Origin of the sequence: Shewanella sp. DNRA4, assembly GCF_012843185.1 — a bacterium.
Taxonomy (GTDB): domain Bacteria; phylum Pseudomonadota; class Gammaproteobacteria; order Enterobacterales; family Shewanellaceae; genus Shewanella; species Shewanella xiamenensis.
On the sequence record NZ_JABAIP010000001.1, the window covers coordinates 1 to 24796 of the forward strand.

21 protein-coding genes are annotated in these 24796 nt (G+C 43.8%); 11 read left to right on the forward strand and 10 right to left on the reverse strand.

Annotated elements, in window-relative coordinates:
* Positions 1 to 39: 39 nt before the first annotated feature.
* Positions 40 to 423: a hypothetical protein gene (locus HG547_RS00005; RefSeq protein WP_248278666.1), complete on the reverse strand. Its 384-nt coding sequence runs from the start codon at positions 421 to 423 to the stop codon at positions 40 to 42.
* Positions 424 to 441: 18 nt separating this feature from the next.
* On the reverse strand, positions 442 to 762 hold the full coding sequence (locus tag HG547_RS00010) for a hypothetical protein (RefSeq protein WP_169546515.1): 321 nt from the start codon (positions 760 to 762) through the stop codon (positions 442 to 444).
* 255 nt (positions 763 to 1017) lie between these two features.
* On the opposite strand from HG547_RS00010, the gene HG547_RS00015 reads away from it, so the two are divergent.
* Complete coding sequence (locus HG547_RS00015; protein ID WP_169546514.1) at positions 1018 to 1194, forward strand: hypothetical protein; 177 nt, start codon at positions 1018 to 1020, stop codon at positions 1192 to 1194.
* Between the two features lie 285 nt (positions 1195 to 1479).
* Here HG547_RS00015 and HG547_RS00020 read toward each other — a convergent pair whose 3' ends face one another.
* From HG547_RS00020 to HG547_RS00040, 5 genes are all read right to left on the reverse strand, one after another.
* The gene (locus HG547_RS00020) at positions 1480 to 1908 is read right to left on the reverse strand and encodes a DUF3192 domain-containing protein (RefSeq protein WP_169546516.1); all 429 of its coding nucleotides are present in this window, start codon (positions 1906 to 1908) and stop codon (positions 1480 to 1482) included.
* A gap of 110 nt (positions 1909 to 2018) precedes the next feature.
* Positions 2019 to 2801, reverse strand: a complete 783-nt coding sequence (xni, locus tag HG547_RS00025) for a flap endonuclease Xni (protein WP_144375540.1) — start codon at positions 2799 to 2801, stop codon at positions 2019 to 2021.
* A gap of 14 nt (positions 2802 to 2815) precedes the next feature.
* A complete protein-coding gene (gene ppnN, locus HG547_RS00030; protein WP_037425808.1) occupies positions 2816 to 4171 on the reverse strand; it encodes a nucleotide 5'-monophosphate nucleosidase PpnN in 1356 nt (451 codons plus the stop codon).
* A 56-nt stretch (positions 4172 to 4227) separates the two neighbouring features.
* Positions 4228 to 5784, reverse strand: a complete 1557-nt coding sequence (locus tag HG547_RS00035; RefSeq protein ID WP_037416573.1) for a GGDEF domain-containing protein — start codon at positions 5782 to 5784, stop codon at positions 4228 to 4230.
* Positions 5785 to 5933: 149 nt separating this feature from the next.
* Positions 5934 to 8096 carry a tetratricopeptide repeat protein gene (locus HG547_RS00040; RefSeq protein ID WP_169546517.1) on the reverse strand — a complete coding sequence of 721 codons (2163 nt, stop codon included), beginning with the start codon at positions 8094 to 8096 and terminating at the stop codon, positions 5934 to 5936.
* A 140-nt stretch (positions 8097 to 8236) separates the two neighbouring features.
* On the opposite strand from HG547_RS00040, the gene HG547_RS00045 reads away from it, so the two are divergent.
* Complete coding sequence (locus HG547_RS00045; RefSeq protein WP_169546518.1) at positions 8237 to 10048, forward strand: PDZ domain-containing protein; 1812 nt, start codon at positions 8237 to 8239, stop codon at positions 10046 to 10048.
* Between the two features lie 180 nt (positions 10049 to 10228).
* On the opposite strand, the gene rdgC is transcribed toward HG547_RS00045, so the two are convergent.
* On the reverse strand, positions 10229 to 11143 hold the full coding sequence (gene rdgC, locus HG547_RS00050) for a recombination-associated protein RdgC (protein WP_169546519.1): 915 nt from the start codon (positions 11141 to 11143) through the stop codon (positions 10229 to 10231).
* A 292-nt stretch (positions 11144 to 11435) separates the two neighbouring features.
* Between rdgC and HG547_RS00055 the strand changes: the two genes are divergently transcribed.
* From HG547_RS00055 to HG547_RS00075, 5 genes are all read left to right on the forward strand, one after another.
* Entirely contained in the window at positions 11436 to 12410 is a 975-nt protein-coding gene (locus tag HG547_RS00055) for a porin (RefSeq protein ID WP_169546520.1), read from the forward strand.
* Positions 12411 to 12595: 185 nt separating this feature from the next.
* Complete coding sequence (gene phoB / locus HG547_RS00060) at positions 12596 to 13285, forward strand: phosphate regulon transcriptional regulator PhoB (protein ID WP_011071727.1); 690 nt, start codon at positions 12596 to 12598, stop codon at positions 13283 to 13285.
* Between the two features lie 80 nt (positions 13286 to 13365).
* Positions 13366 to 14664, forward strand: coding sequence for a phosphate regulon sensor histidine kinase PhoR (phoR, locus tag HG547_RS00065; RefSeq protein WP_169546521.1), 1299 nt, complete (start codon positions 13366 to 13368; stop codon positions 14662 to 14664).
* Positions 14665 to 14881: 217 nt separating this feature from the next.
* Entirely contained in the window at positions 14882 to 15853 is a 972-nt protein-coding gene (locus HG547_RS00070) for a phosphate ABC transporter substrate-binding protein PstS family protein (RefSeq protein WP_011623458.1), read from the forward strand.
* A gap of 509 nt (positions 15854 to 16362) precedes the next feature.
* A complete protein-coding gene (locus tag HG547_RS00075) occupies positions 16363 to 18180 on the forward strand; it encodes a M1 family metallopeptidase (RefSeq protein ID WP_169546522.1) in 1818 nt (605 codons plus the stop codon).
* A gap of 598 nt (positions 18181 to 18778) precedes the next feature.
* Here the strand turns inward: HG547_RS00075 and HG547_RS00080 are convergent.
* On the reverse strand, positions 18779 to 19264 hold the full coding sequence (locus HG547_RS00080; RefSeq protein WP_037425797.1) for a glutathione peroxidase: 486 nt from the start codon (positions 19262 to 19264) through the stop codon (positions 18779 to 18781).
* A 147-nt stretch (positions 19265 to 19411) separates the two neighbouring features.
* On the opposite strand from HG547_RS00080, the gene HG547_RS00085 reads away from it, so the two are divergent.
* The 3 genes from HG547_RS00085 (at position 19412) to HG547_RS00095 (ending at position 22021) form a co-directional block, all read left to right on the forward strand.
* Positions 19412 to 20782 carry a magnesium transporter gene (locus HG547_RS00085; RefSeq protein WP_088585845.1) on the forward strand — a complete coding sequence of 457 codons (1371 nt, stop codon included), beginning with the start codon at positions 19412 to 19414 and terminating at the stop codon, positions 20780 to 20782.
* Positions 20783 to 20809: 27 nt separating this feature from the next.
* On the forward strand, positions 20810 to 21319 hold the full coding sequence (locus HG547_RS00090; RefSeq protein WP_169546523.1) for a GNAT family N-acetyltransferase: 510 nt from the start codon (positions 20810 to 20812) through the stop codon (positions 21317 to 21319).
* Between the two features lie 162 nt (positions 21320 to 21481).
* Complete coding sequence (locus tag HG547_RS00095) at positions 21482 to 22021, forward strand: YfaZ family protein (RefSeq protein WP_169546524.1); 540 nt, start codon at positions 21482 to 21484, stop codon at positions 22019 to 22021.
* Between the two features lie 57 nt (positions 22022 to 22078).
* Here HG547_RS00095 and HG547_RS00100 read toward each other — a convergent pair whose 3' ends face one another.
* Positions 22079 to 22930 carry a DMT family transporter gene (locus tag HG547_RS00100; protein WP_169546525.1) on the reverse strand — a complete coding sequence of 284 codons (852 nt, stop codon included), beginning with the start codon at positions 22928 to 22930 and terminating at the stop codon, positions 22079 to 22081.
* Positions 22931 to 23127: 197 nt separating this feature from the next.
* Between HG547_RS00100 and HG547_RS00105 the strand changes: the two genes are divergently transcribed.
* Positions 23128 to 24795, forward strand: a complete 1668-nt coding sequence (locus tag HG547_RS00105; protein WP_169546526.1) for a GGDEF domain-containing protein — start codon at positions 23128 to 23130, stop codon at positions 24793 to 24795.
* Position 24796 lies beyond the last annotated feature (1 nt).

A 24796-nucleotide genomic window follows, 5' to 3' on the forward strand; every position in this document is an offset into this window, starting at 1 on the left:
CTTGAGCAAGCAGTGCGTTCTAAGCCGATAACGTACCAATCAATTAAAAATCGATAACCACAATATATAGTGCTTGGTCGTGCTAAGTGGATAGCCCTTTTTTTCATACATATCATGAAGAATCAGCAAAGCCGTTTGTTTACCATTAACAACGTTCTTTTCAACCGTACCATACGCAGACTCAATATGTGATGAATAGCTCTTGTACTTTAGAACAATGCTTCTATTGTTCCTCAACTGATTATGTTGGATTTTCTTAGATACTTTAGAGGGGAATGTACGATCCTTGATGTCTATAGTAACTTGAACTTGTGCGAGCTCGCTAATGACGTCATTGATGATCGAGTCAACCCTAGACTCTGGTGGCTCCGCGTTATTGAAGTCACCGTTCAGCTCATGGATTTGAACTAACGTTCCTGTCATACCTTTACTTTACCTATCTCATTGATTGAGATTGAAGTTACCATTTAATACACCTGTATTGATGTTGGTAGTACCTTCTTGCTTGACATCTTGTTGGTTGTCATGAGTGCTGTTGTTTTTGATGCTAATAATCTGCTGTTGTAGTTCGTAGTTATTCGCTTCTAGCTTGTCGCACTTAACCTTGAATTCATTGTTAATGGCTTGATAGCTTTCACACTGAACTTTAATTTTCTTCTTTTCGTTTCGTTGTGACAGCGAAAAAATGAAACCAACAACTGTGCAAAACCAAGCAATTGTCGCCCCTGGAGGGCTTGTAAACCAAGCTAAAAACTCATGCATATACTTTCCTATCAATAAATAATTAAATCCTATATGTTTTTTCGCCAACTTAACAGGTTAAAGTTATACATTTGTGTTTTTAATCAATGGCTTTAACATCTAATGTTCGATGATCTTATGGGGGAAGAGTAACCGGTAATGCTCATTAATTCCCCAGAATATCTGCAATCATTAGCAAAAGTATCGGTAAACGAACAACTAAGACTTTGTAGAGCTAAAGATCAGAGTTGTTTTGGGACAAAAGCTGTTAGCCAGATGAACAGTTTAATGGTCGTCAAAATTGCCATTGTTGCAACTGTGACCGTTGGCGGCATGGATGCCGCCGTCGAGCCCTCAGGGATGAGTTTATGGCGTGTCACAGGGGAAACAATGACAATTCACTCAGTACACCTAATGATCAAGCTATCTTGCTTTAGGGCAATTACTTTTTAGCTGAACAACCGCTAGAGGGATAGTTAGGATTGGCATTGTTGTACCTGTGACCTTTTAAAACATCTAGGTTTTAGTCGAGCCTCAGAGACGGTTTTTATTAAATTAAAGGGTGGCGTGTCACAGGGTAAATGACAATTCATCCTGCACACCTGACGATAAAGTTATCTCGCTTTCAAGCAGTTCTGGAACATCAATGGCAATGTATTGATTTACACTGCCATTTTGGGGATAGCTTAATAAGCTTTGGATATTTAGCTTAGGGATGATGGTGATATCAGAGCAAAATCAATTTTTGCTTGAGCTTTCGACCTCTTTGGCGGTGCGGCTAACAATATCTGTGCCAGCTTCGAGATACTGTTTATAGGTATCATCGCCCCAGGCCACGAGTTTATTGTCTTTAAAAATCAGCGGGGTGCATTCTTCTTTGCTGGTCACGCCATCGGATTTTTCATGGTGAGTACGATAAAAGAGCACTTGTAGCTGGCTATCCTTAAGGGATTTGGCCTCTGTAAAATCGGCCTTACCAAATAGGGTTTTGACGGTGGAAATATCTTGCCCGAGTGTTAAATCGTTTAATTTCTGGCTGTTATAGACTTGCCTATCTTCCCAATCCATTTCATCTGGAGTGGGCTCATATACGAGCACCACTACGGCGACGAAGGCGACATAGGCGGCAAATATGCTACCAATAATAACCGAGGTTTTTGATTTCATTGAATCTAATTCCTTTGCATATCCAATGTGTTATTTGGCAAATGAATAAAATACGCCTTTGATGACCTGAGGTAAACGGCTTTATTGCAACTTAGTGTTAACAAGAGGCGCTAGTCGACGGGTGGCGTATGAATAGGGCTATTGACCCGAAAATCTTTTAAGTTGATGTTTAAGGGTAAATCGGTTTGTAGTTGGGCTAACTTATAACTGAGGCGCGCAATATCTCGGCCTTCTGCTAACTTTTTCGCTTGTTTGGCGCCGAGATTGGACAACGAGGAAAACAGTGTCGCTAAGGTTCTAAAGGTTCGGAGTAACTCGGCGGCCGATTTAGGGCCAATACCTGCGATACCGGGGATTTTATTGCCGCTATCACCCGCAAGAGCCATTAAATCGAGAAATTGGCTGCGATCGACTCCCAGTTTTTGTTCAAGCTCAGCGATGTTGAGATATTGCTGATTAAAGTGATCCCACTGGCTGATCCGCGGATGATTGAGTTGGCTAAAACCTTTATCCGTCGACACAATAATGGCTTCACCTTGGGCTTTGGCGGTTTTCATTGCAAGGGTGGCGATAACATCATCGGCCTCAGCAGCGGCATAAATTGATTGGATTTGTAAACTGTTAAGGTGTTCTTGCAATGCCGTTAAGCCCGCCGCCAGTGGCTCAGGCATAGGTTTACGGCCCTTTTTATAATCAGGGTAGAGCTGTTTACGCCAAGAGATCTCATCCCCATCCCAGACGATAGCGACATGGGTTGGGTGGTGAATGCGCAGCAGTTTAGTGCAGGCGACACTCACACGCTCCGTTAAACTGTCCATATCGTTCTCATCTGGGATCGCCGCATAAATCCGGCGGACTAAGTTGAGACCATCGATAATTAAAAACTTATTCATTGGCGGTTTTTGTTTTACTTCACGATTTGATAGCAGGGAACATAAGCGCTTCCCGGCAGTTTCATCCTATGCTGGGCGACAAAGGCCCCCAGCAAATTGTCCATCAACTCCATTAAATGCGGATCCCCTTTAATGTGGAAGGGACCTAATTGCTCAATTTGTTTGATGGTGTCGGATTTTACATTACCCGCTACGATACCCGAAAAGGCTTTGCGCAGGTTGGCGGCAAGCTCCGCTTTGTTGGTTTGAAAATGTAAATTTAAGTTTGCCATTACCTCATGGGTGGGAGTGAAGGGCAGTTGAAATTCTGGCTCAATTTTTAGCCCCCATTGATATTGGTAAGCATCTCCTGTGGCACGGCGATGGTTTTTCACTTGCTCCATGCCTTGCTTCATCACCCGAGCGACTTCGGCAGGATTATCAATAATGATTTGGTATTTTTGCTGCGCTTCAGGCCCTAAGGTTGCAGCGATAAACTCATCAATTTTAATAAAATAATCTGCGCTTTCGCTGGGGCCAGTTAATACCAGTGGGAAGGGCGTTTGTTGGTTTTCTTTATTGAGCAAAATTCCCAGTATATACAGCAGTTCTTCGGCTGTACCCGCACCGCCGGGGAAGATAATAATGCCGTGACCTAAGCGTACAAACGCTTCTAGGCGTTTTTCGATATCGGGCAAGATCACCAACTCGTTAACGATTTGGTTAGGCGGCTCTGCGGCGATAATACTCGGCTCTGTGAGGCCAATATAACGAGCATTTTTAATCCGTTGTTTAGAGTGACCAATCGCTGCGCCCTTCATCGGGCCTTCCATTGCGCCAGGGCCGCAACCAGTGCAAATATCTAATTCCCTTAGACCGAGTTGATAACCGACTTCACGGGTATATTGGTATTCGATGGCATTAATGCTGTGTCCGCCCCAGCAGACCACTACATTAGGATCTTTCATGGGCGCAATGGCGCGGGCATTACGCAAAATATCAAACACGACGTTAGTAATGTGGCTAGCATTTGTTAAATTGATATGTTTGAGGGTGTCGTATTTGTCGCTGATGTAGAGAATATCTCTGAGCACCGAAAACAAATGCTCTTGGATCCCTGTGATAATTTGGCCATCAACAAAGGCTTGTTCCGGTGGATTGATAAGCTCGAGCTTAACCCCGCGTTCACGTTGCAGTACATTGATGTCGAAGTCGTGATATTGCTCGAATAGTGCTTTAGAATTGTCGGTTTTTAAACCCGCGGCGAGTACCGCGAGTGAGCAGTTACGATACAGTTGATATAGGGCGCTTTTGGCGCTTTTTTTGAGGCGATCAACTTCAAGTTGTGAAAGCTGATCCATGCTGCCCTTAGGGCTGACTTTTACTATCATTTACCACTCCTTCGTATCGACAGGAGTGATAAGAAGCGACGTATAGTCTGACTTAGTTATACGTCAATCACGACCCTGTCTCTGCTTTCATGTTTTGCTTTGTAGAGTGCTGCATCGGCGCGCTCAAAGGTTTCGTGTATGAGCTCATTGCCCATGACTCGTGCAGCCCCTATAGATACTGTAACTGTAATTCGCTGATTTTTAAATTTAAATGGAATATTTTTTACTTTTTCTCTAACTCTGTTTAAAAGTTGAGCGATATCGTTATCGTCAATATCTGGCAAAATGAGCACAAATTCTTCACCGCCGTAGCGGGCGACAAACTCGGTATCCCGTAAAGAATTTTTTAATGCCATGGCGATGACCTGTAGGGTTTTGTCCCCGGTACTGTGGCCAAAACTGTCATTGATACTCTTAAAGTGATCGATATCTGCAATCGCAATCCATAGTGGAGATTTATGACGTTGGTAATTGCGATACTCAAGCTCCATGCGCTCTTCTAGGGCGGCACGGTTAGGTAATTGAGTTAGGCTGTCCAGCAGATTGAGCTTTTGTTGTTCGAAAAGTCGTTCTTTGTAGGTATTGGCCTCATTGCTAAGCTCGTTAAGCTCTTTGCGCATGGTTTCCATCGATTTACGCAATAAGGCTTGCTCCCGTTGTTCTAAGGCTTCTTTGCGGGCGAGGGCGGAGCGAATCGAATTGAGCTGTTCGGTTAAACGTGCTTTGAGGTCGACAATATCGTCGGTATCGATAATGGCTTCACCCACATTATCGACTCGAGAATTGATTTCACGATTAAGCTGGGTTTTGAGTTGGAAACTACGCTGGTTGTGATTATAGGATTCACTAACGACTTCCCGCACTGCTGCTAAGGCATCGTTTAAGGCGTAGAGAAATTCCTGAGAGGCGGATTTTTCCCGTGCAATATTATCGAGCAGCAGGGATAAAATCGTTTGATAAGCCTCCAGTAAATTATCGATTTCAATATCGGATGCTAACATTTCTTTAATGACAAGCACTTGATCGCGTTGATCTTTACGGAATTCAATTTCCGAGATCATTTGTGCCAACTCATGGGCGAGTTGTCTGTGCTTTGGTAACACATCTAACTTTTCAGTTTCATTAAACTGTTGCTGTAGGATGGTGTCGTAGAAGCCGATAATTTGTTTTACTTTAGGAATGTACTCCCACACCGTATGGAACGGTTTAGCGAGATCTTGCTTAAAGTAGTTAATTTCTTTTTTGAGCTTTTCTGGTACAGAGTTAACCCGTTGAATTTGGCGGACGACCTGTGCAAGCCCTGCGCGACTTTCTTCAAGTTGTACCATTACGTGGTGGTATTGGCCTTTTAATAGGCGTTCAACATCGACCAATTCAGGTAGGGCTTCATCGACTCGCTCAAAGGTATTTAAGTTATGGCGAAGTTTGGCAAGCTTATTATCCAATTCTAAGTTTTGACCTTTACAGGCAAGACTTAAATGACCAATAAATTGGAGTAAAGTTTGTAACTTAGCATTTCTATCTTCATTGACTTCATCGAGGGCAAGTTTTGCCGAATGAAGTTTCTGTTGAAGTAATGCAAGTTGTGTAACAGTCGCGTTGGAATCCTTCATCCGGAGTATTTTCCTAACTCTGCAGGGCTAACAAGCAAGACGTCCTCTGTCCAGATTAGCGTTTAACTCATATGCTTCTAATGTTATAACAATGGTCGTAGAGTGCAAATTGCTTTGCTTGTACGATAGTGATTAATTGTCGATATTGATCAAATATTTTCTAACAAATGCCGATTTTGGTTATTTTCCCAGCAAGGCCATACAATATCTTCCTTTATCGCATTCGTCTCGACTCGGATCAGGCCGCGTTCAATACCTTTCTCTAAGTGCAAAAACAGCGGGTCGGCAAACAGTGTCGGTGGCACAAAATCTAATGCTCTGAGACTCACATAATAGCAAGTGTCATTTGGCAAACTTCGTGCGCCAGCGAGTGCCATTTGCACGGTTTCAAACAGCAATTTGGGGGCAATGTTAATCTCCGCTTTGGCAAGCAGGGGCAAATTGATAAAGCCGAGATTGAAACTAGGCGTAAATGCTTGTTTATCGAATTGCTGTTGAAGTTGTGTTAACACTTGCTGTGGTTCTACGGCCTCAGTAAACCTGACCGCAAATAAGCCTTGGCGGATCACATAGACGGGCATAAACAGACTATGGCTAATATGGTTTGTGAGCTGACGGGTCATAGTATTGGCAAAATATTGGCCGTGATTGAGGTCAGTCGATATATGGTCGCGAAATTCAATTAAAGCTAGCGCAGTGGTTTGAGAGCTAGGCGGGTTTAGCGTCAGATCGTTTAATAGTGCAGCATATCCCTTATGATGGGTAAAAGGTTCTTCTAAGCTTAATTGAAGCAGCGATGCGTTTTGCTGTTTGCTCTTGCGTCGTTGATTTAGTAAGAAGATAACTGCTATCACCAACAAGGTTATGATAAGACCACTAAATGCCAGGAATTGATTAGTATCCTTAGCGGTTTGAATGGCATCATTTAACTTGCTTTGAATCATATTGAGTTCTAACTTGAGCTGCTGTTCAGCAAGGACTGAAGCAGTGACGCCAGGATCTTTAGCGGTGTCTTTTAATGAGTTGTTTAACTCAATAATCTTTTTTTGTGTGTTGATCACTTTGGCTTGATCTTGCTGTTTTTCTGCCGAAAGGGCGATTTGTGTCAGTGCTGATTTTTGCTCCTCTGGTAGATTTAAGTCTGTCGCCAACGCTAAAGCGTTTTCAGCATGCCCCATCATCAACGGCCAATCTTGCTTGCCTTGAGCAATTTCACCAATCAGTAATTCGTTATAGACCAAGTAATGATGGCTTTGTTTTTCAGTGAATATTTTATTAGCCATCAACAAATACTTAAGTGCATTCACATCATCATTAAGATGCGAGTAAGCTTGACCTAAATTGTGGAAATTAAGCCCTTGAGCGATGTAATTACCGCGTTTAGCATCGAGTTGCTGAGCATTAAGGTAGTAGTCAATGGCGCGGTTCCAATCCCCTTGCTCACCATACACCATGGCAATAACTGTCATACAGCTGGAAAGATAAGTATCGTTTCCTAGCTTTTTAAATCCTGCTGCGGCTTCGTGGGCATTTTTTAACGCTTCATCCCATTGTTTTAAATCACGATACACCTTAGCGAGTTGTAACTGAAGATGCGTTTTCATTGACGGATAATTGGAGCGATTTGATAGTCGAATCGCTTCACTATAATGTTGCAAGGATTTGGTTAGTTGTTGATTTTTATTATAGTAGTGCCCTAGTTTCGATTCGGCCGCCGCGATGAGGTAGTCGTTTCTGAGCTTATAAGCAATATCGCGATAAGTGTGAAAATGCATTAGTGCAGGTACATCTTGGCGAATAACCAAGTGCAGGCCACCTAAATGTTCATGGATGGTATGTTTTAGCAGCATAGACTCAATATCAACGCTTTCGCTGATCTGTGTCAGTGCTTCGTTATAAAAAGCGATCGCTTCTTGGTATTTTTGTTCGGTGCGGCCGATATAGCGCCCCTTTAGCATGGCGACAGTGGCTAGCTCGAAGGGCGTTTGCGCTATGCTTGCCAGAAGTTCGATTAAGTTGTTTGCGTCTTGAAAACCCACCTTGGTTTTGACATTGGGTTCCAGATTTAACCGTGCGAGGAGTTGCAGTATGTGCTCAAACTCATCACTGCTGTAGCCCTGTTCTTGGGCTGCTCGTTCGAATTGTTCACGGTTCTTAAAGGTGATTGGAAAAGAAATCGACTGATTAAGCCTGTCATACATTTTTTGTGGCGTTTCACGCAATTCTATTTCTTCAGCCTCAAGATCGACCGCCAATGTTTGAAAAGAAATAGATATTAACAAGGTCACGAAAATAACAATGAGTTTATGCATGTGTAGGTGGCCCTATATTCCCTAAGTCAAGGAACTTATTTTGTTAGCTTTTGTTAGCGCCTAATGAGGATGCTACATCGACTTGTTATACTTGGAAAAAATATAAGAAGCATAATAACAGAAGACGGAAGGAAGTCAGAGTGAAACCCAATAGATTATCTATTTTGGCATTAAGTGTATTAGGGTCGGCTAACGTATTTGCCGATGTGGATTACAAAATTGATTTAAGCCAACCCCAACATCATCTTGCACAGGTGAGTGTAACGTTTCCCGAAGCTAAAGCAGGTGAGTTAACGGTTAATCTTCCTGTGTGGCGTACGGGTAAATACCAAGTGTTACCACTCTCTGATGGCGTGCGTTTATTCACGGCAAAAGACAGTAAGGGCAATCCACTCCCATGGAAACGCAGTGCTAGTGGCGAGTGGAAAATTGCCTTAGATAATCCAACCAATGTAACCGTGAGTTATCAACTTTACGCCAATGAATTAGGCCAGCGCGTGCGTCATATTGATTCAAGCCATGCTTATCTCGATGCCAGTGGCGTATTAATGTATAGCCCGCAATTTCGAGAAGACCCGGTAGCTGTGCAATTAACCGTGCCCGAAAACTGGCAGAGTTATTCGGGCATGTCGTCAGGCAAAATGGCGCATTCCTTTATTGCACCTAATTATGATGTGCTAATTGACTCCCCCATTGAAACAGGGGTGAGTACTCACAAAAAATTTAGTACTAATGGCAAAGACTATGAATTAGTGTTTTGGGGTGAAGGCAACTACGATGCCGATAAGGTGGTGAAAGACTTAACCGCATTGAGTGGCCAAGCCAAAGCGATCTGGGATGATTATCCTTTTGATCGTTATGTTTATATGGTGCATGCCACCAGCGGTGCGGGCGGCGCGACCGAGCACTTAAACTCGACGGTTATCCAACTACCACGGTTTAGTTTTCGTGAGCGTAAGGATTACCTGCGATTTATTAGCACGGCGTCCCATGAGTTTATCCATACTTGGAACGTTAAAGCTTATCGCCCCGCGGGTCTTGTTCCCTACGATTATCAGCATGAAAATATCACTGAACTGTTATGGATTGCCGAGGGATCAACTAGTTATTTCCAAGGTCAGTTACTGCTGCGTGCAGGAGTGATGACGCCAAAAGAATTTTTAGAAGACTTAGCCAAACGTATCGAAAAAAGCGAGCTGACACCTGGGCGCGAAATTCAATCGGTTGCCGAGGCAAGTTTAGGCGAGTGGAGCAGTACGGGCGGCGATTATGCGATTAACCACAGTGTGAATATTTACTCCGAAGGTTATTTAGCCTCACTGGCGCTGGATTTCTCTCTGCTGACGGACTCGAACCTCATCCACTCGTATCGCGATGTGCACCGTAAACTCTATCAGGATTACCGCGTTCCTAAGGGGTACACTGTGGCCGATGTGCAGCAAATTCTGAAGGACTTATCGGGTAAGGACTATGGCCCATGGTGGCAAAGTCATGTGAATAGTCCACTGAGCCTTGAGTTTTCAAGCCTGTTGTCTCAGGCGGGATTAGTGATGTCCTACGGTAAAGACGCTAAAGCTGAGCCTTTCACTGGCATGACTTTAAGCAGCGAATATGGCTCTTTGGTACTTGCCCAAGTATTGCGTAATAGCCCCGCCTGGCAGGCTGGTATCGCGGCGGGAGATGAGATTATCGCGCTTAATGGCTTAAAGGTGACCTCTCAAGGATTTGATAAGCGTATCAAAGACTTTAAAGTAGGTGATAAGGTCGAAATCACCTTATTTAACAACGATAAAATTAAGCAAGTGGTCTTAACCTTAGGTGAGAAACAAAGCGGCAAGCTAGTGCTCAAAGGCGATGTGAAGGCGACTAAACAGCAAAAAGCCTTCTTCAAGGCCTGGCTGGGCATTGATTGGCCGTTTGATAATAAGGGTGAGTTGCTGACGAAAAGTTAATTTGTTTGCGATTTTAGTGAGTGGGCTTTAGGTTGGCTTATTCGAATCACTACCAATGTGTTACTTCCGTCATAGAGACTAAAAAGGCGTCGCAGTGAACTGAGTCAACTGCGGCGCCTTTTACTTTTCTAATACTGGCTAGGAAGGAGCCTTGGCCAAATACGATCAGCGTTTTAAGCGTTAAGCTTGAGTCTCTTCAATGCCACCCAATGCAGAAACCAGGGCGTGCATTAGTGCGACTAATTCACTGCCCATTAAGGCAAAGTCAGCATCGAGGCGCGCCATCGGATCTTCATTACCCAACTCATCATTACCCGCTCTAAATTCTTCGGAGAATTTTAAGCGTTTCACACTGGCATCGGATTGCAGCAATAGCGCAATCGATTGGCCAAAGTGCAGGGCGAGCTTATGCACTTCTTTGCCGGTTTCTAAGTGGGCAAGTACTTCGTCTTCTTTTAGATCTTGCTGCTTAAAGCGTACTATGCCGCCTTCATCTGCGGCAGATTTCAGCTCAGCTTCATCTTGTATTTCAAAAGGTAAGGGGGCGCTGCCATTTTTAAGCCATTCAGTTAATTGGGTTTCAATCGGTGCTTTAAAGCTTAATGGGATCACTGGCAAGCTACCTAAGGCCTTGCGTAATAAGGCTAATAATTCTTCTGCCTTAGTGGCACTTGAGCTGTCGACGAGGATCATTTCTAGCTCAGGTAAAATCAGTGCGCGTGTTTGGCTGCGGCGCGAAAAAGCGCGTGGCAATAGGCTAGTGATGATTTCATCTTTTAGCACATCTTTTTCTTTTTTGGCGAGTTTACGATTTTCTTCGTCTTCAATTTGTGCCACTTTTTCTTCTAATGATTCTTTAATTACTTGACCAGGAAGAATTTTTTCTTCTTTAGTGACACAGATTAGATGACGATTGTTGGCGCTGTGCACTAAGGTGCTGCCCTGTTTACCTAAGGCATTGGAAAACCCAAATTTGCTGACGTCTTGGCTGCCGCACGGGGAAAATGTGAAATCGGCAAGTGCGGTTTCAAGTGCTTCTGTCTCGATGGAAAAAGGTTTATTGAAACGATAAAGAGTAAGATTTTTAAACCACATAAGATGCGCTCATTGGAAAAATAAAGTCGCAGTTTACGGCATAGTTGCGGCGGGGTAAACCTACCTGAAATCGTTAAATTTTGCCTTGGTTGCAGAATTCATCAAAATGTAACATTGAGAAAAACTCAGCTATAACCCTTGGTGTTAATGGTTTTTGTCTTTTGTAGGTGGTGCGGTTTTATGGTGGTAGTCCTAAGTTGTCACAATTGAAATAAAACTGAAACAGATTCATTGCAAACTTTCGGTCGTTCCAAACCAATAACCAAGACGAACATAACGTCGAAAGGATTAAATGATGAACGTTTTTTGTAAAACTCTACTTGCTTCTGCGCTAGCTTCTGCAACTCTGGCTTCTGCTTATGCCGCTGAGCCACTGACTGTTTATGGTAAGTTGAATGTTACCGCTCAATCAAACGATGAGAATGGTGACGCTACAACAACTATTCAAAGTAATGCTTCTCGTTTTGGTGTGAAGGGTGATTTCGAATTATCAAGTTCACTTACCGCTTTCTATACTGTTGAGTATCAAGTAGATACTGGCAATGCATCAAGCGACAACTTTACTGCGCGTAATCAGTTTGTTGGTTTAAAAGGCGACTTTGGTTCGTTCTCTGTTGGTCGTAACGATACTTTGCTGAAGATTTCTCAGGGTGGTGTTGACCAATTCAATGACTTTATGAATTCTGGTGACCTAGCTAAATTGTTTAAAGGTGAAGTTCGTGCTGCGCAAACGGCAACTTACTTAACCCCTTCTTTTGGTGACTTTGTGTTTGGTGTCACTTATGTTGCGGAAGGTAATGATGTTAAAAGTCAATTTGCTCAAGATGGTTTCAGTGCTGCCGCCATGTATGGTGACGCTAAGTTAAAGAAAACCGCTGTCTATGCAGCCCTTGCCTACGATTCTGATGTGTCTGGATATGAAATCGTGCGCGCTAGCTTACAAACCAAGTTAGCAGGCATCACATTGGGTGGTATGTATCAGCAGCAGGAACAAACGTACAAATACAATGCAACAACGGGCGAACCAGTTGAGGTGTCTGCAGACAGTGCGACTGGCTACCTGTTAAGTGCTGCTTATGATATCAATGCTGTGACATTAAAAGCACAATATCAAGACATGGAAGACTTAGGTGATTCATGGTCAGTGGGTGCGGATTACAGCTTAGGCAAGCCGACTAAAGTGTTTGCTTTCTATACCAATCGCTCTTTAGAAGCGAATACAGATGATGATAAATACATCGTTGTTGGTTTAGAACACAAGTTCTAATCTCAGTATTAAGATTGAATTAAGGAAGCTTCGGCTTCCTTTTTTATTGCGATAAACAAACAGTTATATAAACTTAATATGACAATCATCGCTACTATATAGCTTGTACGGCACACTTATTCATAAATCTGTAATAAAAATGACTAATAATAGCCGTGTTGACATTCACTGACAGAAAATCACCTATGACTGCAAGGATATTGATAGTAGAAGACGAGTTAGCCATCCGCGAGATGCTGACTTTTGTAATGGAACAGCATGGGTTTACTACCTCTGCGGCAGAAGATTTTGATTCGGCCATTGCGCTGCTAAAGGAGCCTTACCCCGATCTGATTTTGTTGGATTGGATGTTTCCTGGAGGAAGCGGTATTCAATTGGCTAAACGCCTCAAGCAGGATGAGTTTACCCGTCAGATCCCCATTATTATGCTCACCGCCCGTGGAGAAGAGGAAGATAAGGTTAAGGGCCTCGAAGTGGGCGCCGATGACTATATCACTAAACCTTTCTCACCCAAGGAGTTGGTGGCACGTATCAAAGCGGTGCTACGCCGTAGCGCGCCTACCCGTCTTGAAGAAACGATTGACGTACAAGGATTGTTACTCGACCCCGTGAGTCACAGGGTGAGTGTTGGTGATACTGTACTCGATATGGGACCCACAGAATTTCGATTGTTACACTTTTTTATGACACACCCAGAACGTGTCTATAGCCGCGAACAGCTGCTTGATAATGTGTGGGGCACAAACGTATATGTCGAAGACCGAACCGTAGATGTTCATATCCGTCGTTTACGTAAAGCGGTTGAAGAGTCGGGCCATGATCGTCTCATTCAAACGGTTCGTGGTGCGGGTTATCGTTTCTCAACACGTAGTTAGTGCCAAATAAGAGATAGGCACAGGTTAGCTTTTCGGCTATCTTGTGCTCCTCTTATTTAGCCTGATGTTTGGGTTTATTTATGTTCGACTCTTATTCAGGGTACCGGTTGTTTACGCGCTTAGCCGTATTTTTACTGCTTTGTTTGCTCATTGGTTTATTGGTAGGGAAACCCCTCTGGATACTGATCATTGGATTGCTAGGGCTAGTGTTCTGGCATTACCGTCAGTTAGCACGACTTAATTTTTGGTTATGGCGAGATAGAAAATTAACGCCTCCCCAAGGTACTGGCAGTTGGGAAGGCGTATTTAATGGTATTTACCGCCTGCAAGGTAAAAATCGTCGCCGAGTCGGTCAATTGGCAGCTCTACTTGGGCGTTTCCGTCAAGGCGCTGAAGCCTTACCCGATGCAGCAGTCGTGCTCGACTCAGAGCATAATATCTTATGGTGTAATAAATTAGCTCAGCTGATGTTGGGATTCGTTTGGCCACAGGATAATGGTCAACGAATCGATAATTTAATTCGTCATCCCGATTTTTCTGCCTATATCAAAGCGGCTGAATATAAGGAACCCTTAGAGCTGGCTTCGCCAGTATCGGAGCGGCGTTTACTCGAAATTCGTATCATGGCCTATGGCGATCGGCAGTTACTGTTGATTGCCCGCGATATTACACGGATAAGACAACTCGAAGGCATGCGTAAAGAATTTGTCGCCAATGTGTCACACGAACTCAAAACCCCGCTCACTGTATTGCAGGGCTATTTAGAGATGATGCAAAGCATGGCGGAACCCGATTCGATGAACGCTAAGCCCTTAGCCTTAATGCAGCAGCAGACGCGGCGAATGCAGTCGATGGTCGAACAATTACTGGTGTTATCGCGTATCGAAGATGCGGTGGATATTAATCTTGAGAATACGGTTAATATGTCGCAGCTAATGGAAGTCTTAAAGGAAGAAGCTAAAGCATTAGCGCAGGATAAATATGAGTTAAGTTTCCATTGTGAGTCGGGGTTAGATTCCCATGGCAATGAGTTACAGCTTAGAAGTGCTTGCTCTAACCTGATTTCGAATGCGATTCGTTACACTGAACCTGGTGGCAAGATTACGGTGCAGTGGCTTAGCGTTGCTACTGGCGGTCTCTTCAGTGTGACAGATACCGGGGAAGGGATTGCACCGCAGCATATCAATCGCTTAACCGAGCGTTTTTATCGAGTTGACAGCGCGCGCTCACGGCAAACGGGGGGCAGCGGCCTTGGTTTAGCCATTGTGAAACATGCGTTAAGTCATCATCACAGTGAGCTTAATATCAGCAGTGAATTAGGAAAGGGTAGCACTTTCAGCTTTGTGATCCCGCAGCATTTGATTGAACGTAAAAAATAATTGCTATTTACTGTAACGTTATTTTTTATATTAAAAACAGGCCATTATGGCCTGTTTTGTTTTTTATCGGGTTTGAATCGGCGGATTTTTTATAAAAAGGTGTTTTGTCATCTAAGTGTCATATCTTAGACATAGAATTGTCATTGTAGCGATTGATACTGGCTGCGTCTGAAGAAACTTAAGTTACAAATTAGTTAGCTTATTACTGGAGCACATAATGAAACTGAAAAAGCTTGTCGGCGCGATGACTCTTACTGCCGCTGGTGTATTCTCTGCCACTGCAATGGCATCTGTTGATCAATCTCTGCCAACTTACGAGAAAGCAAGTGGGGTATCGGGCAACCTTTCCTCTGTAGGTTCAGATACTTTAGCCAATATGATGACACTGTGGGCTGAAGAATTTAAACAGATGTACCCTAACGTAAATATCCAAATTCAAGCAGCTGGTTCTTCTACTGCGCCACCAGCATTAACTGAAGGTACTTCACAATTCGGCCCAATGAGCCGCAAGATGAAGCCTAATGAAGAAGAAGCCTTCGAAAAACACTACGGTTACAAGCCAACTGCTGTTCGTGTTGCGATTGACGCTTTAGCGGTGTTCGTACACAAAGATAACCCAATTAAAGGCTTAACTGTCGAGCAAGTTGACGGTATTTTCTCTTCTACTCACAAATGTGGTAGCAGCGACATCCAACGTTGGGGCGATTTAGGCCTTGACGGTAACTGGTCAGCTAAAGACGTACAGTTATACGGCCGTAACTCAGTATCTGGTACTTACGGTTACTTTAAAGAGCACGCTCTGTGTAAAGGTGACTTCAAGGCCAACGTAAACGAACAACCAGGTTCTGCTTCTGTAGTTCAGTCAGTGTCTCAATCACTGAACGCTATCGGTTACTCAGGTATCGGTTACAAAACTGCTGGCGTGAAAGCCGTTGCCATTGCGAAGAAAGGTAACGAGTTTATCGAAGCGACTGCAGAAAACGCCGCTAACGGTACTTACCCATTATCACGTTACTTATATGTATACGTGAACAAGCAACCAAACAAAGACTTAGCACCAATGGAAAAAGAATTCATCCGTTACGTGCTGTCTAAGCAAGGTCAGCAAGTGGTAGAAAAAGACGGTTATGTGACTCTGCCTAAGAGCGTAGTTGCTAAAGATTTAGAACAGTTAGGCATCCGCCTATAATGCTAAATCGCTAAACGTTAAGGGTCTCTTCGGAGGCCCTTTTTGTTTTGGGGACTTAAACCACCAGCGTCAGTATGGGGTTATCATGCTAGGTGATTACTAGCTGGCGCTTACGACTGAAAATAGGCATAAAAAAAGCAACCTAATTAGGTTGCTGTAAATTCCAATTCGGAATCTGGGGACGGTCGCGCTAGAAACCATCGAAAGGAGAATGATGATGAACGAAGAAACTCATTGCAAAGATTCGGTTCATAATATCTGACTCAAGGGCGCGAAATTAGTTCAGCCAAAATAGAAAATTTTTGAAAATATTTTTACTATTTTTCTTTATGCATTGAAAAATATGTAAATTTTATTTTTATGAGTTAACTAAAGTCGATTATGGCAAAACTTGGATTCAAGCATTGTTACAAAATGCTGATGCGAGGACAGTTTATTCGATTGCGCGTCGGTAAATCTGCGTCCGATAATATGATTAGATAATTTACCGTTCACAGGTTAGCTAAGTGATGTCATCAGAAAGTCAGCAAATGCCAATCGCTCCCGCAGCATGGGATTTAACTCGGGATTACCATTCCTTTGCCAATAGCGACCAAGTGCAGGTCACGCACTTATCCCTCGCGTTGAAAATCGACTTTGCGATTCGCACTTTGCTCGGGGAAGCGGTTCTGTCACTTCGCTACTTTGAACCACAGACTAGCGAGTTATGGCTCGATAGCCGTGATTTACATATTTTATCGGTCACTACTGATACTCAAGAGCCCCTTGAGTTTGTGCTTGAAGTGCCAAATGAAATCCTCGGGCAGAAATTGGTGATCCAGCTACCCGCTGAAAAGTGTGAGCGAGTCTGTATTCACTATCGCACCTCGCCAGAAGCTGAAGGGTTGCAGTGGCTCATGCCTGAGCAAACGGCCGGCAAACAGTTACCTTATCTCTTTAGTCAATCTCAGCCCATTAATGCCCGCAGTTGGATCCCCTTGCAGGATACGCCAAAGGCGCGGATAACCTTCGATGCGAAAGTCCAAGTGCCCAAGGGAATGCGTGCAGTGATGAGTGCGATGAACCATCCAGATACACCGCTTGAAGGGATATTTACGTTTGAGATGGAAAAAGCCATCCCAACCCATTTGCTGGCATTAGCAGTAGGCGATTTGGCATTTCAAGCCATAGGCCCGCGCAGTGGCGTGTATACAGAACCTTGCATGTTGGCCGCCGCAGCAACTGAGTTTGCCGATACCGAACATATGCTAGATGTGGCGCAATCGCTATTAGGCCCCTATGCCTGGGGGCGTTATGACATGATCATCTTGCCACCGAGCTTTCCCTTTGGTGGCATGGAAAATCCCCGTTTAGCTTTTTTAACTCCAACCTTGATTGCGGGAGATAAGAGCCTTGTGTCAACGGTTGCCCATGAGTTGGCACACTCGTGGACGGGCAATTTGGTGAGCAATGCCACATGGCGTGATCTCTGGTTAAATGAAGGTTTTACGACCTATTTCACCAATCGAATTGTCGAGGAAGTCTATGGCAAGGAGCAGGCTGAGCTAGAATGGGTTATTGAATTTGGTCGACTAAAAGAAGAAATGGCCGTTTTACCGCGCCATAGGCAAACGCTACCCGCCAATGTACAACAGGCCGATCCTAACCTGGCCTTTAACCGCTTTACCTATGATAAGGCGTCGATGTTCGTCCATGAATTAGAGCATCGACTTGGCCGCACCGAATTCGATAAGTTTCTGTTTGCCTATGTGCAGCACTTTGCTTTTAAGGCAATCACCACTGAAGAGTTTGTCAAATACGCCAAAGTCGCTTTAGTTGAAGCCTATTCCGATAAGATAAGCGAAGCCGAATTGCTGGAATGGATTTATGGCGAAGGGCTACCTCAAGGTTATGTGGGGCCCACATCGCGAAGTTTAGATAAGGTCGATAGTGCCTTGGAGGACTTTCTAAAGGGCAAAGCGGCTAGTGAGCTTAAGGTGCAAGGCTGGCGTGTCCATCACTGGCAATACTTTTTGACCCAATTGCCTGAAGTCTTGTCTCAGGTGCAATTAATGGATTTGGACGATACCTTTAAGTTAACCGAGTCGACCAATGCCGAAATTGCCTGCGATTGGTTTAGGGTCGCTATCCGCAATCATTACGATCCCGTGCTGCCCGCTTTAAGCGCTTATTTACAGCGTATTGGCCGCGGCAAGTTTGTCCGTCCGCTTTACGCTGAGTTAAAGATTGCGGGTTATCATGCTGAGTTACAACAGATTTATGCAAGCGCACGCGCAGGTTATCACCCATCCATTCAAGTGCAGTTAGATAGGATGTTTAACTCGTAAAAACAGATAAAAAAAATGGCAACCAAAGGTTGCCATAAGAAAATCAAGCTAGGAGACAAAGGAATTCAGTGCGCTAGCGTGTATTCGATTGCTTCCCAAAAGGGAGATGATGATGAACGACCAACCAATTCGACTCTATGCAATAACTTGAAACTGTTCCATTGAATTAAACGGCATGTTTTATCCATTTAATCCTTTGCTAAACTTTTCATTTAGCAATCAATTGTGCATTAAAGCGGATTTGTTAATCCTTACATATACTCAGACTAAGGCCTTTTCATAAAGTTCAGTTTGCGGCTAAAAATTTTTGAAATTATTTTCGACCATGCCGACATGCTAAATATAGAAGTCAGTGGGTGACTACATTTATTTTACAAATAAAACATAGACATAAAAAAAGGCAACCAATTGGTTGCCTAGTGACCTCTTCCTAGGTCAAGGGGGCCGCGCTAGAAGCCCCTGGGAGAATGATGAACATGAAAAAGACATTCGCTGTTCAATATGTTTGAGGGGCTTATAGGGTTAAAGTTCCATCGAAAATAAAAAATAACTTAACTTTTTTATTTAATAGTAAAGTTTCAACGGGATAGCTCGCTGATTACTTTAAAAGCGTTTCTATTTTGTCGCTAATGTCTTCTGGTTTTGTGGTTGGCGCAAAGCGAGCGACCACTTCTCCCTGACGATTAACTAAGAATTTAGTGAAATTCCACTTAATGCGTTCTGTGCCTAATAGGCCTGGCGCTGCTTTTTTAAGATACTGATATAAAGGGTGAGTATGCTCACCGTTTACTTCGATTTTTGAAAATAGGGGAAAACTCACGCCAAAGTTGAGTTCACAAAAGCTTTGGATGCCTTTCTCATCGGCTTTTTCTTGGGCACCAAACTGATTGCATGGGAAGCCTAAAACCACAAATCCTTGTGCTTTATATTTTTGATAAAGCGCCTCTAAGCCTTTGTACTGTGGTGTAAAACCGCACTCACTGGCGGTATTTACAATTAAAATTACTTTGCCTTGATATTGTGCCAGTGCCGTTGGATTGCCTTGAATGTCGTTTGCGCTGTGGCTATAGATAGTCGATGTCATCATTACCTCCTTAGGTGTGATGGTTAGCATAAATAATAGTTAAGTTGTTATCAATCAATTTGTGTGCAATTTATTTTGTGTGTTTGCCAATCTTCTTCAATATCAATATAGTTACGCTAATTTTTATCTCAGCAGAAGGGCGTTTATGTGACTGAACATGAAGCCGAATACGAAACAAACACACAGGCCGATGTCGGGCAGGTTGTTCAGCAACTCACTGAAGTTGAAGGTGAAGAACAGGCTGAAGTGTTCAGTGAAATCTTAAATGAAGCAGAGCCTGGTACTATTGCATTAGCACTGGAGTCTTTACCCTTAGACGAGCGTTACGAGCGTTGGCAACAGGTTGAGTTTAGTGACCGTGTGACAGTGCTGAGTTTAATGCGTGCCGATCCGCGTATGGGTATCCTAAAGCAGATGCCCGACAATGAGGTGGATCTGCTATTCGCGCAGCTAAGTCCTGAGGATTTGATTGAGTGGAGTGATTATCTCCCCGAAAGTTTTACCGACCGAGCCTTGGCGCAGATGGGTGAACGTCAGCGGCAGCGTTTCGAGTTGTATGACCAATATTCGGAAAACGAAATTGGTCGTTATACCGATCATCAAATGTTAGTGCTCAGCGATAAGGCGACTGTGGCTCAGGCGCAGCGGTTTTTCAGGCGAATTGAACTCGACTGTAACGACAACTTATTTATTGTCGATGAGGCGGATAAATACCTAGGTACGGTCAGACGTTATGATATTTTCAAGCATGATCCCTCTGAGCCGCTGATTTCACTGTTATCGGAAGACAGTCGTGCATTAACTGCGGATACGACGCTACTCGATGCCGCCGAGGCGATAGAACATAGCCGCGAAATTGAGTTACCTGTGATCGATGAGGCCGGGGAGCTGATTGGCCGTGTCACCCTGAGGGCTGCGACTGCCTTAGTGCGTGAACATTACGAAGCGCAATTAATGGCGACCGCGGGTATGGATGAGTCCGACGACTTATTCGCCCCGATCATCAAAGGTGCGCAGCGCCGCGCCGTGTGGTTAGGGATTAACTTACTCACCGCATTTTTGGCCTCGGCAACCATTGGATTGTTTGAAAACGTCTTATCTCAAGTGGTTGCACTTGCGGTACTTATGCCGATAGTGGCGTCCATGGGCGGGATTGCGGGGAGTCAGTCGCTCACCTTGATGATCCGCGGTATGGCGATGGGGCAGATCTCTGCGGGTAACTTATTCTCGTTAATGAAGAACGAGTTAGGGATTGGTTTAGTCAATGGCACTCTGTGGGCGATTGTTATTGGACTGGTGGCGGGCTGGTGGTTTGCCGACAGCACCATAGGCATAGTGATAGGTTGTGCGATTTTAATCAATATGGCGGTCGCGGCTTTAGCTGGGGTTATTGTGCCTATGGTCTTGCAGCGATTTAACCAAGATGCGGCGCTCTCTGGCTCGGTGATTTTAACCACTGTGACCGATGTGGTGGGCTTTTTCACTTTCCTCGGTATGGCGACGATACTTTATCTTTAAGTGGATTTGGTTGTTTAACTCATTTGTATGAATCAAAACGATATTCAATTTGTTCTTTGTCAAAACGCGACCGAATTAGCGGCTGCGGCTGCATTAATTGACCTGCGTGATGACAACGCGCATCCCCTCGACCATCAGGCTTTTGCTCTGTCCCGCGCCGTGATATTGGCGAAGACTCTCGAAGGCGAGATAGTCGGCTGCGCAGCGATTAAGGCCGGTTCTGGCCCGGTAGGGGAACTCGGTTATCTGGTGGTCTCGCCTTTATATCGCCGCCGAGGCATCGCCCAAGGACTTACCCTTATGCGGATTGAAGTGGCTAAAGCACAGGGAATCGCCCTGTTATTTGCCACTATTCGAGATGAAAACAACGCCAGCAGAGTGAATTTACTCAAGGCCGGATTTCACTTTTGGCGTAACTATTTAAGTATTCGAGGAACAGGGAATACCGTTGGGTGGTATTACTTAACCTTATGTGATGAGATTGATATTGAAGGAACGATGCAAACCTTAGTGGGAAATCGTATACCAGCACCTTAATGTGTGAAAATTGTTTTATTTAGGTTTTTATGATGTTTAATGCAGGTTTTTATTTGGTTTTAAATTCAAAAATATCGGCACCAAAATCCTAAATATGCAGATTTTCTTTTTTTATTCGGTATGATCCGCGCTATTACCCACAGTCATTATTGAGGTGTTTTTATGGCTAAATTCAGAGTAGCAAGTGTCTTATTATTGAGTGCAGCCGCGCTGCAAGTGAATGCGTCAGAATTTAATCTTGGCTTAAACAACGATGTCGTTTCTACTGAGTTAGAGCTGCAAGTGAATAAAGATACTAATGCAGTATTAGGATATATTTATTCAGACGATAGTGGTCATATTGCTCAAGGTGCAATGCACATGACCCACGATGCGGGAGTGCATCATTTTGAAGTGGGCGCTAAGTTAAGCCAATTATGGGCAGACGATGCGCCAAATGGCAGTACTGTGTCTGTCGGTGGTCGCTATGCGTTAGCCTTAGGGCCAAATATTTCTATACATGCTGCCGCTTACTACGCGCCATCGGTATTGTCTTTCGGTAATGTCGATGGTCAGTATGAATTGGATTCTAAAGTGCAATACAACATCAACCCGAATATGGCGCTGTACGTTGGTTATCGTAAAATTGCCTTTGAATACGATAATGCTCGTGATTTTACCTTTGACGATGGTGCGTACATCGGCGGTAAATTCCGCTTCTAATCGAACCAGTAAATTGGCGACCTAAATGTGTCGCCTCGAATTTAAAGCCGGCCAAGGTTACCTTTGCCGGCTTTTCCATTTAGCTTTGAGCTCGCTGTAGCTTGGCAGGATGGAGGAGAAGAGCACCAGTCCAATGCCAATACACACCACAATGCTAAGGGTTTCATCTAAAAACCACCAACCAAACAATGCGGCAAAAATAAGGCCTGTGTATTCCACTGGTGCCATTTGGCTCGCATCTGCTCGTCGATAGGCATGGATAATCAGGTAGGTCATGCCGATATAAAACACGCCTAAGGTTAAGCCGACTTGAGCGACGGGGAGATTAAAATCTGCGCCCTCGTACCAAGTTGCCGGTATCAGAAAAACCATCGCAAAGGCATTAGACCAAAAGAGTGTTGAAAAGGGATGCTCGTGGGTTGAGTATGCCTTCAAAATCAAGCTATTTGTTGCCGAAGTCATGGCCCCAAAAAAGGCTAAGCCAATGTAGAGATTAAATTCGGTTGGTTGGCTTATCAGTAATATGCCTGTAAAACCAATGATGCCTGCTACTGTTCGGCGATAGCCTATGCGCTCATGTAAAAAGAACGCGGACAATAACAGCAGTAATAATGGCGAGGTATAAATGACTGCGGTGACTGTTGCGAGTGGCAGATGCAATACAGCTAGCATAAAGATAGCATTGCCTAAACCAATTAATAGCGCTCGGCTTAAGTGCACTTTGTAAAAGGGACTTAACTTGAGATTGCCCTGTAAACGCCAGACAAAGGGCAGTACCAAAAGTGTGGCAAATAATTGCCGGTAAAGTACAAGTTGAAACACTGGCGCATTAGTTTCAAGCAACTTAACCAATAGGTTACCGCTGGCTATCAACAATTGTGCCACTAAAATCATCAATAAAGGTGCCATAGGTATCCATGTTAACGACTGATATTGAGGCTAAAGTGTGGTTCTATAAGTTAACGACTAAAATATCATCATAAGGCATCCAATTGCCGACTAATTTAGTCTAATCAATTGTAAAAAATAAAATGTAGTCATAAAGTTAACATTCTAAATTGATTTTCTGCGTCGAACTAAACGCGGGTATATAAACCAAGATACCAATGAGCAAAACTAACGTGCATAATTTCTGGTGCTTTTTGTTGCTGTTTTGGACATTTAGTCCATTTGCCCTTAGCGCTGAAATTGCGTTGGACTCCCCTTATTTATTCCATGCAGAAGATAAGCAGCTCCCGCCTGCCGATTTTAATGAGGTAACTCAATGGATGAGCCTACTCAAAGAAGCTAGCTCTGTGAGTCTGGCTGGTGGCGACTATTGGATGGTGTCTCCAGTGATGGTTAATAGCCGTCAAACTCGTTGGGTAGTCGATGCCAGTAATTCTATTGTTGAATCGGTCGATTATTGGTTACTTGGTAGTGATGGCTCAGTGCAAACGGCCCACAGTGGTTACTATGCACCCTATGAATTTTTATTCGATTACGGTCGCAAGGTTCAACTGAATATTGGGACTGATTATTGGTTGGTGACTCGACTGAGTAGCCGCTATTATTCCTCCGCCCCAGAGCTGGCTTTAACGTCAGAAGAGGTGCATCAGTTAACCAACGACCGTGTGGCCATGGCGATACTGATTTGTTTAGGGGGATTACTGTTTATCGCTTTATATAATATACTGATTTATATATCTATTTTTGATAAAGCCTTCTTATATTATGGCCTTTATGTATTGGCCTATTTTGGAGGTTGGGCATTAACATTCCATTTACCCGCTCACTTGTTTAACTATCATCAATTAGAACTACATCATCTGTTTTTTATCAGTTTGCCGATATTTAATATTATGTTCTACAAGCACTTTTTGCAGTTGCCTAGCTATTCGCCCCGATTGTGGCGGCTGAGCCAGTACTTATTAGTTGCTTGTGTTTTAGCCTTGCCTACCAGTATTTGGTTATTGTCCTATACCGCGATTATTGCCTCTGTACTCATTATGTTGTGGATAGCGTTGGCGATTACCTGCGGCAATGTGTGTTTGATGAAAGGCTTTGCCCCAGCGCGCTATTTCATCATGGCCTTTAGTTGTTTGCTGTTGCCTGCGGTGATTATTTTACCGGGCAATATGGGGATTACTCCTGATTTTATTGAGCATGCTGAATTTGCTACTTTGCTCGGCGGCACTGTAGATGCCTTACTGTTATCTCTTGCCTTGGCTAATAAACTTAAACTCCTTTCTGAAGAACGTAAGGCGCATATCGAAGAGTTAGGGATCGCTTGGGAAAAAGCAAGGCTTGATGGCTTAACGCGAGTCGGTAACCGTTATGCCTTTGATGAGTTTATGAATTCTCAATTGGCCTTTTCCAATAAGGTGGTTAACCCTATGGCGTTGGTGCTGCTGAATGTCGACAATCTCAAGATGGTAAATGATACCTTGGGACATCAAGAAGGGGATCGTTTACTACAAAGACTTGTGCAATTTTTGCAAGCGACCAATATTGCTCAACTCAAAATCTACCGTATTAGTGGCGATGAGTTTGTCGTTATTCTGCCTGCGAGTAGCGTGACAAATTTAGTGAATAGTTTGCGAGAATTAACTGCGCAAGTCGCAGCTGAAGGCTTAAAGGATTGTCATTTTAGTTTTGGCATCGCGATGAATACCGACGTAGCCGAACCCCATGAGTGGCTGCGCTGTGCAGATAGTAGTTTGTATCAGTCGAGGATGGAAAAACGGCGTCAGGAATATGCCGATAGCCGCGTGGGTGAGATCGCTTCCTTTTAAG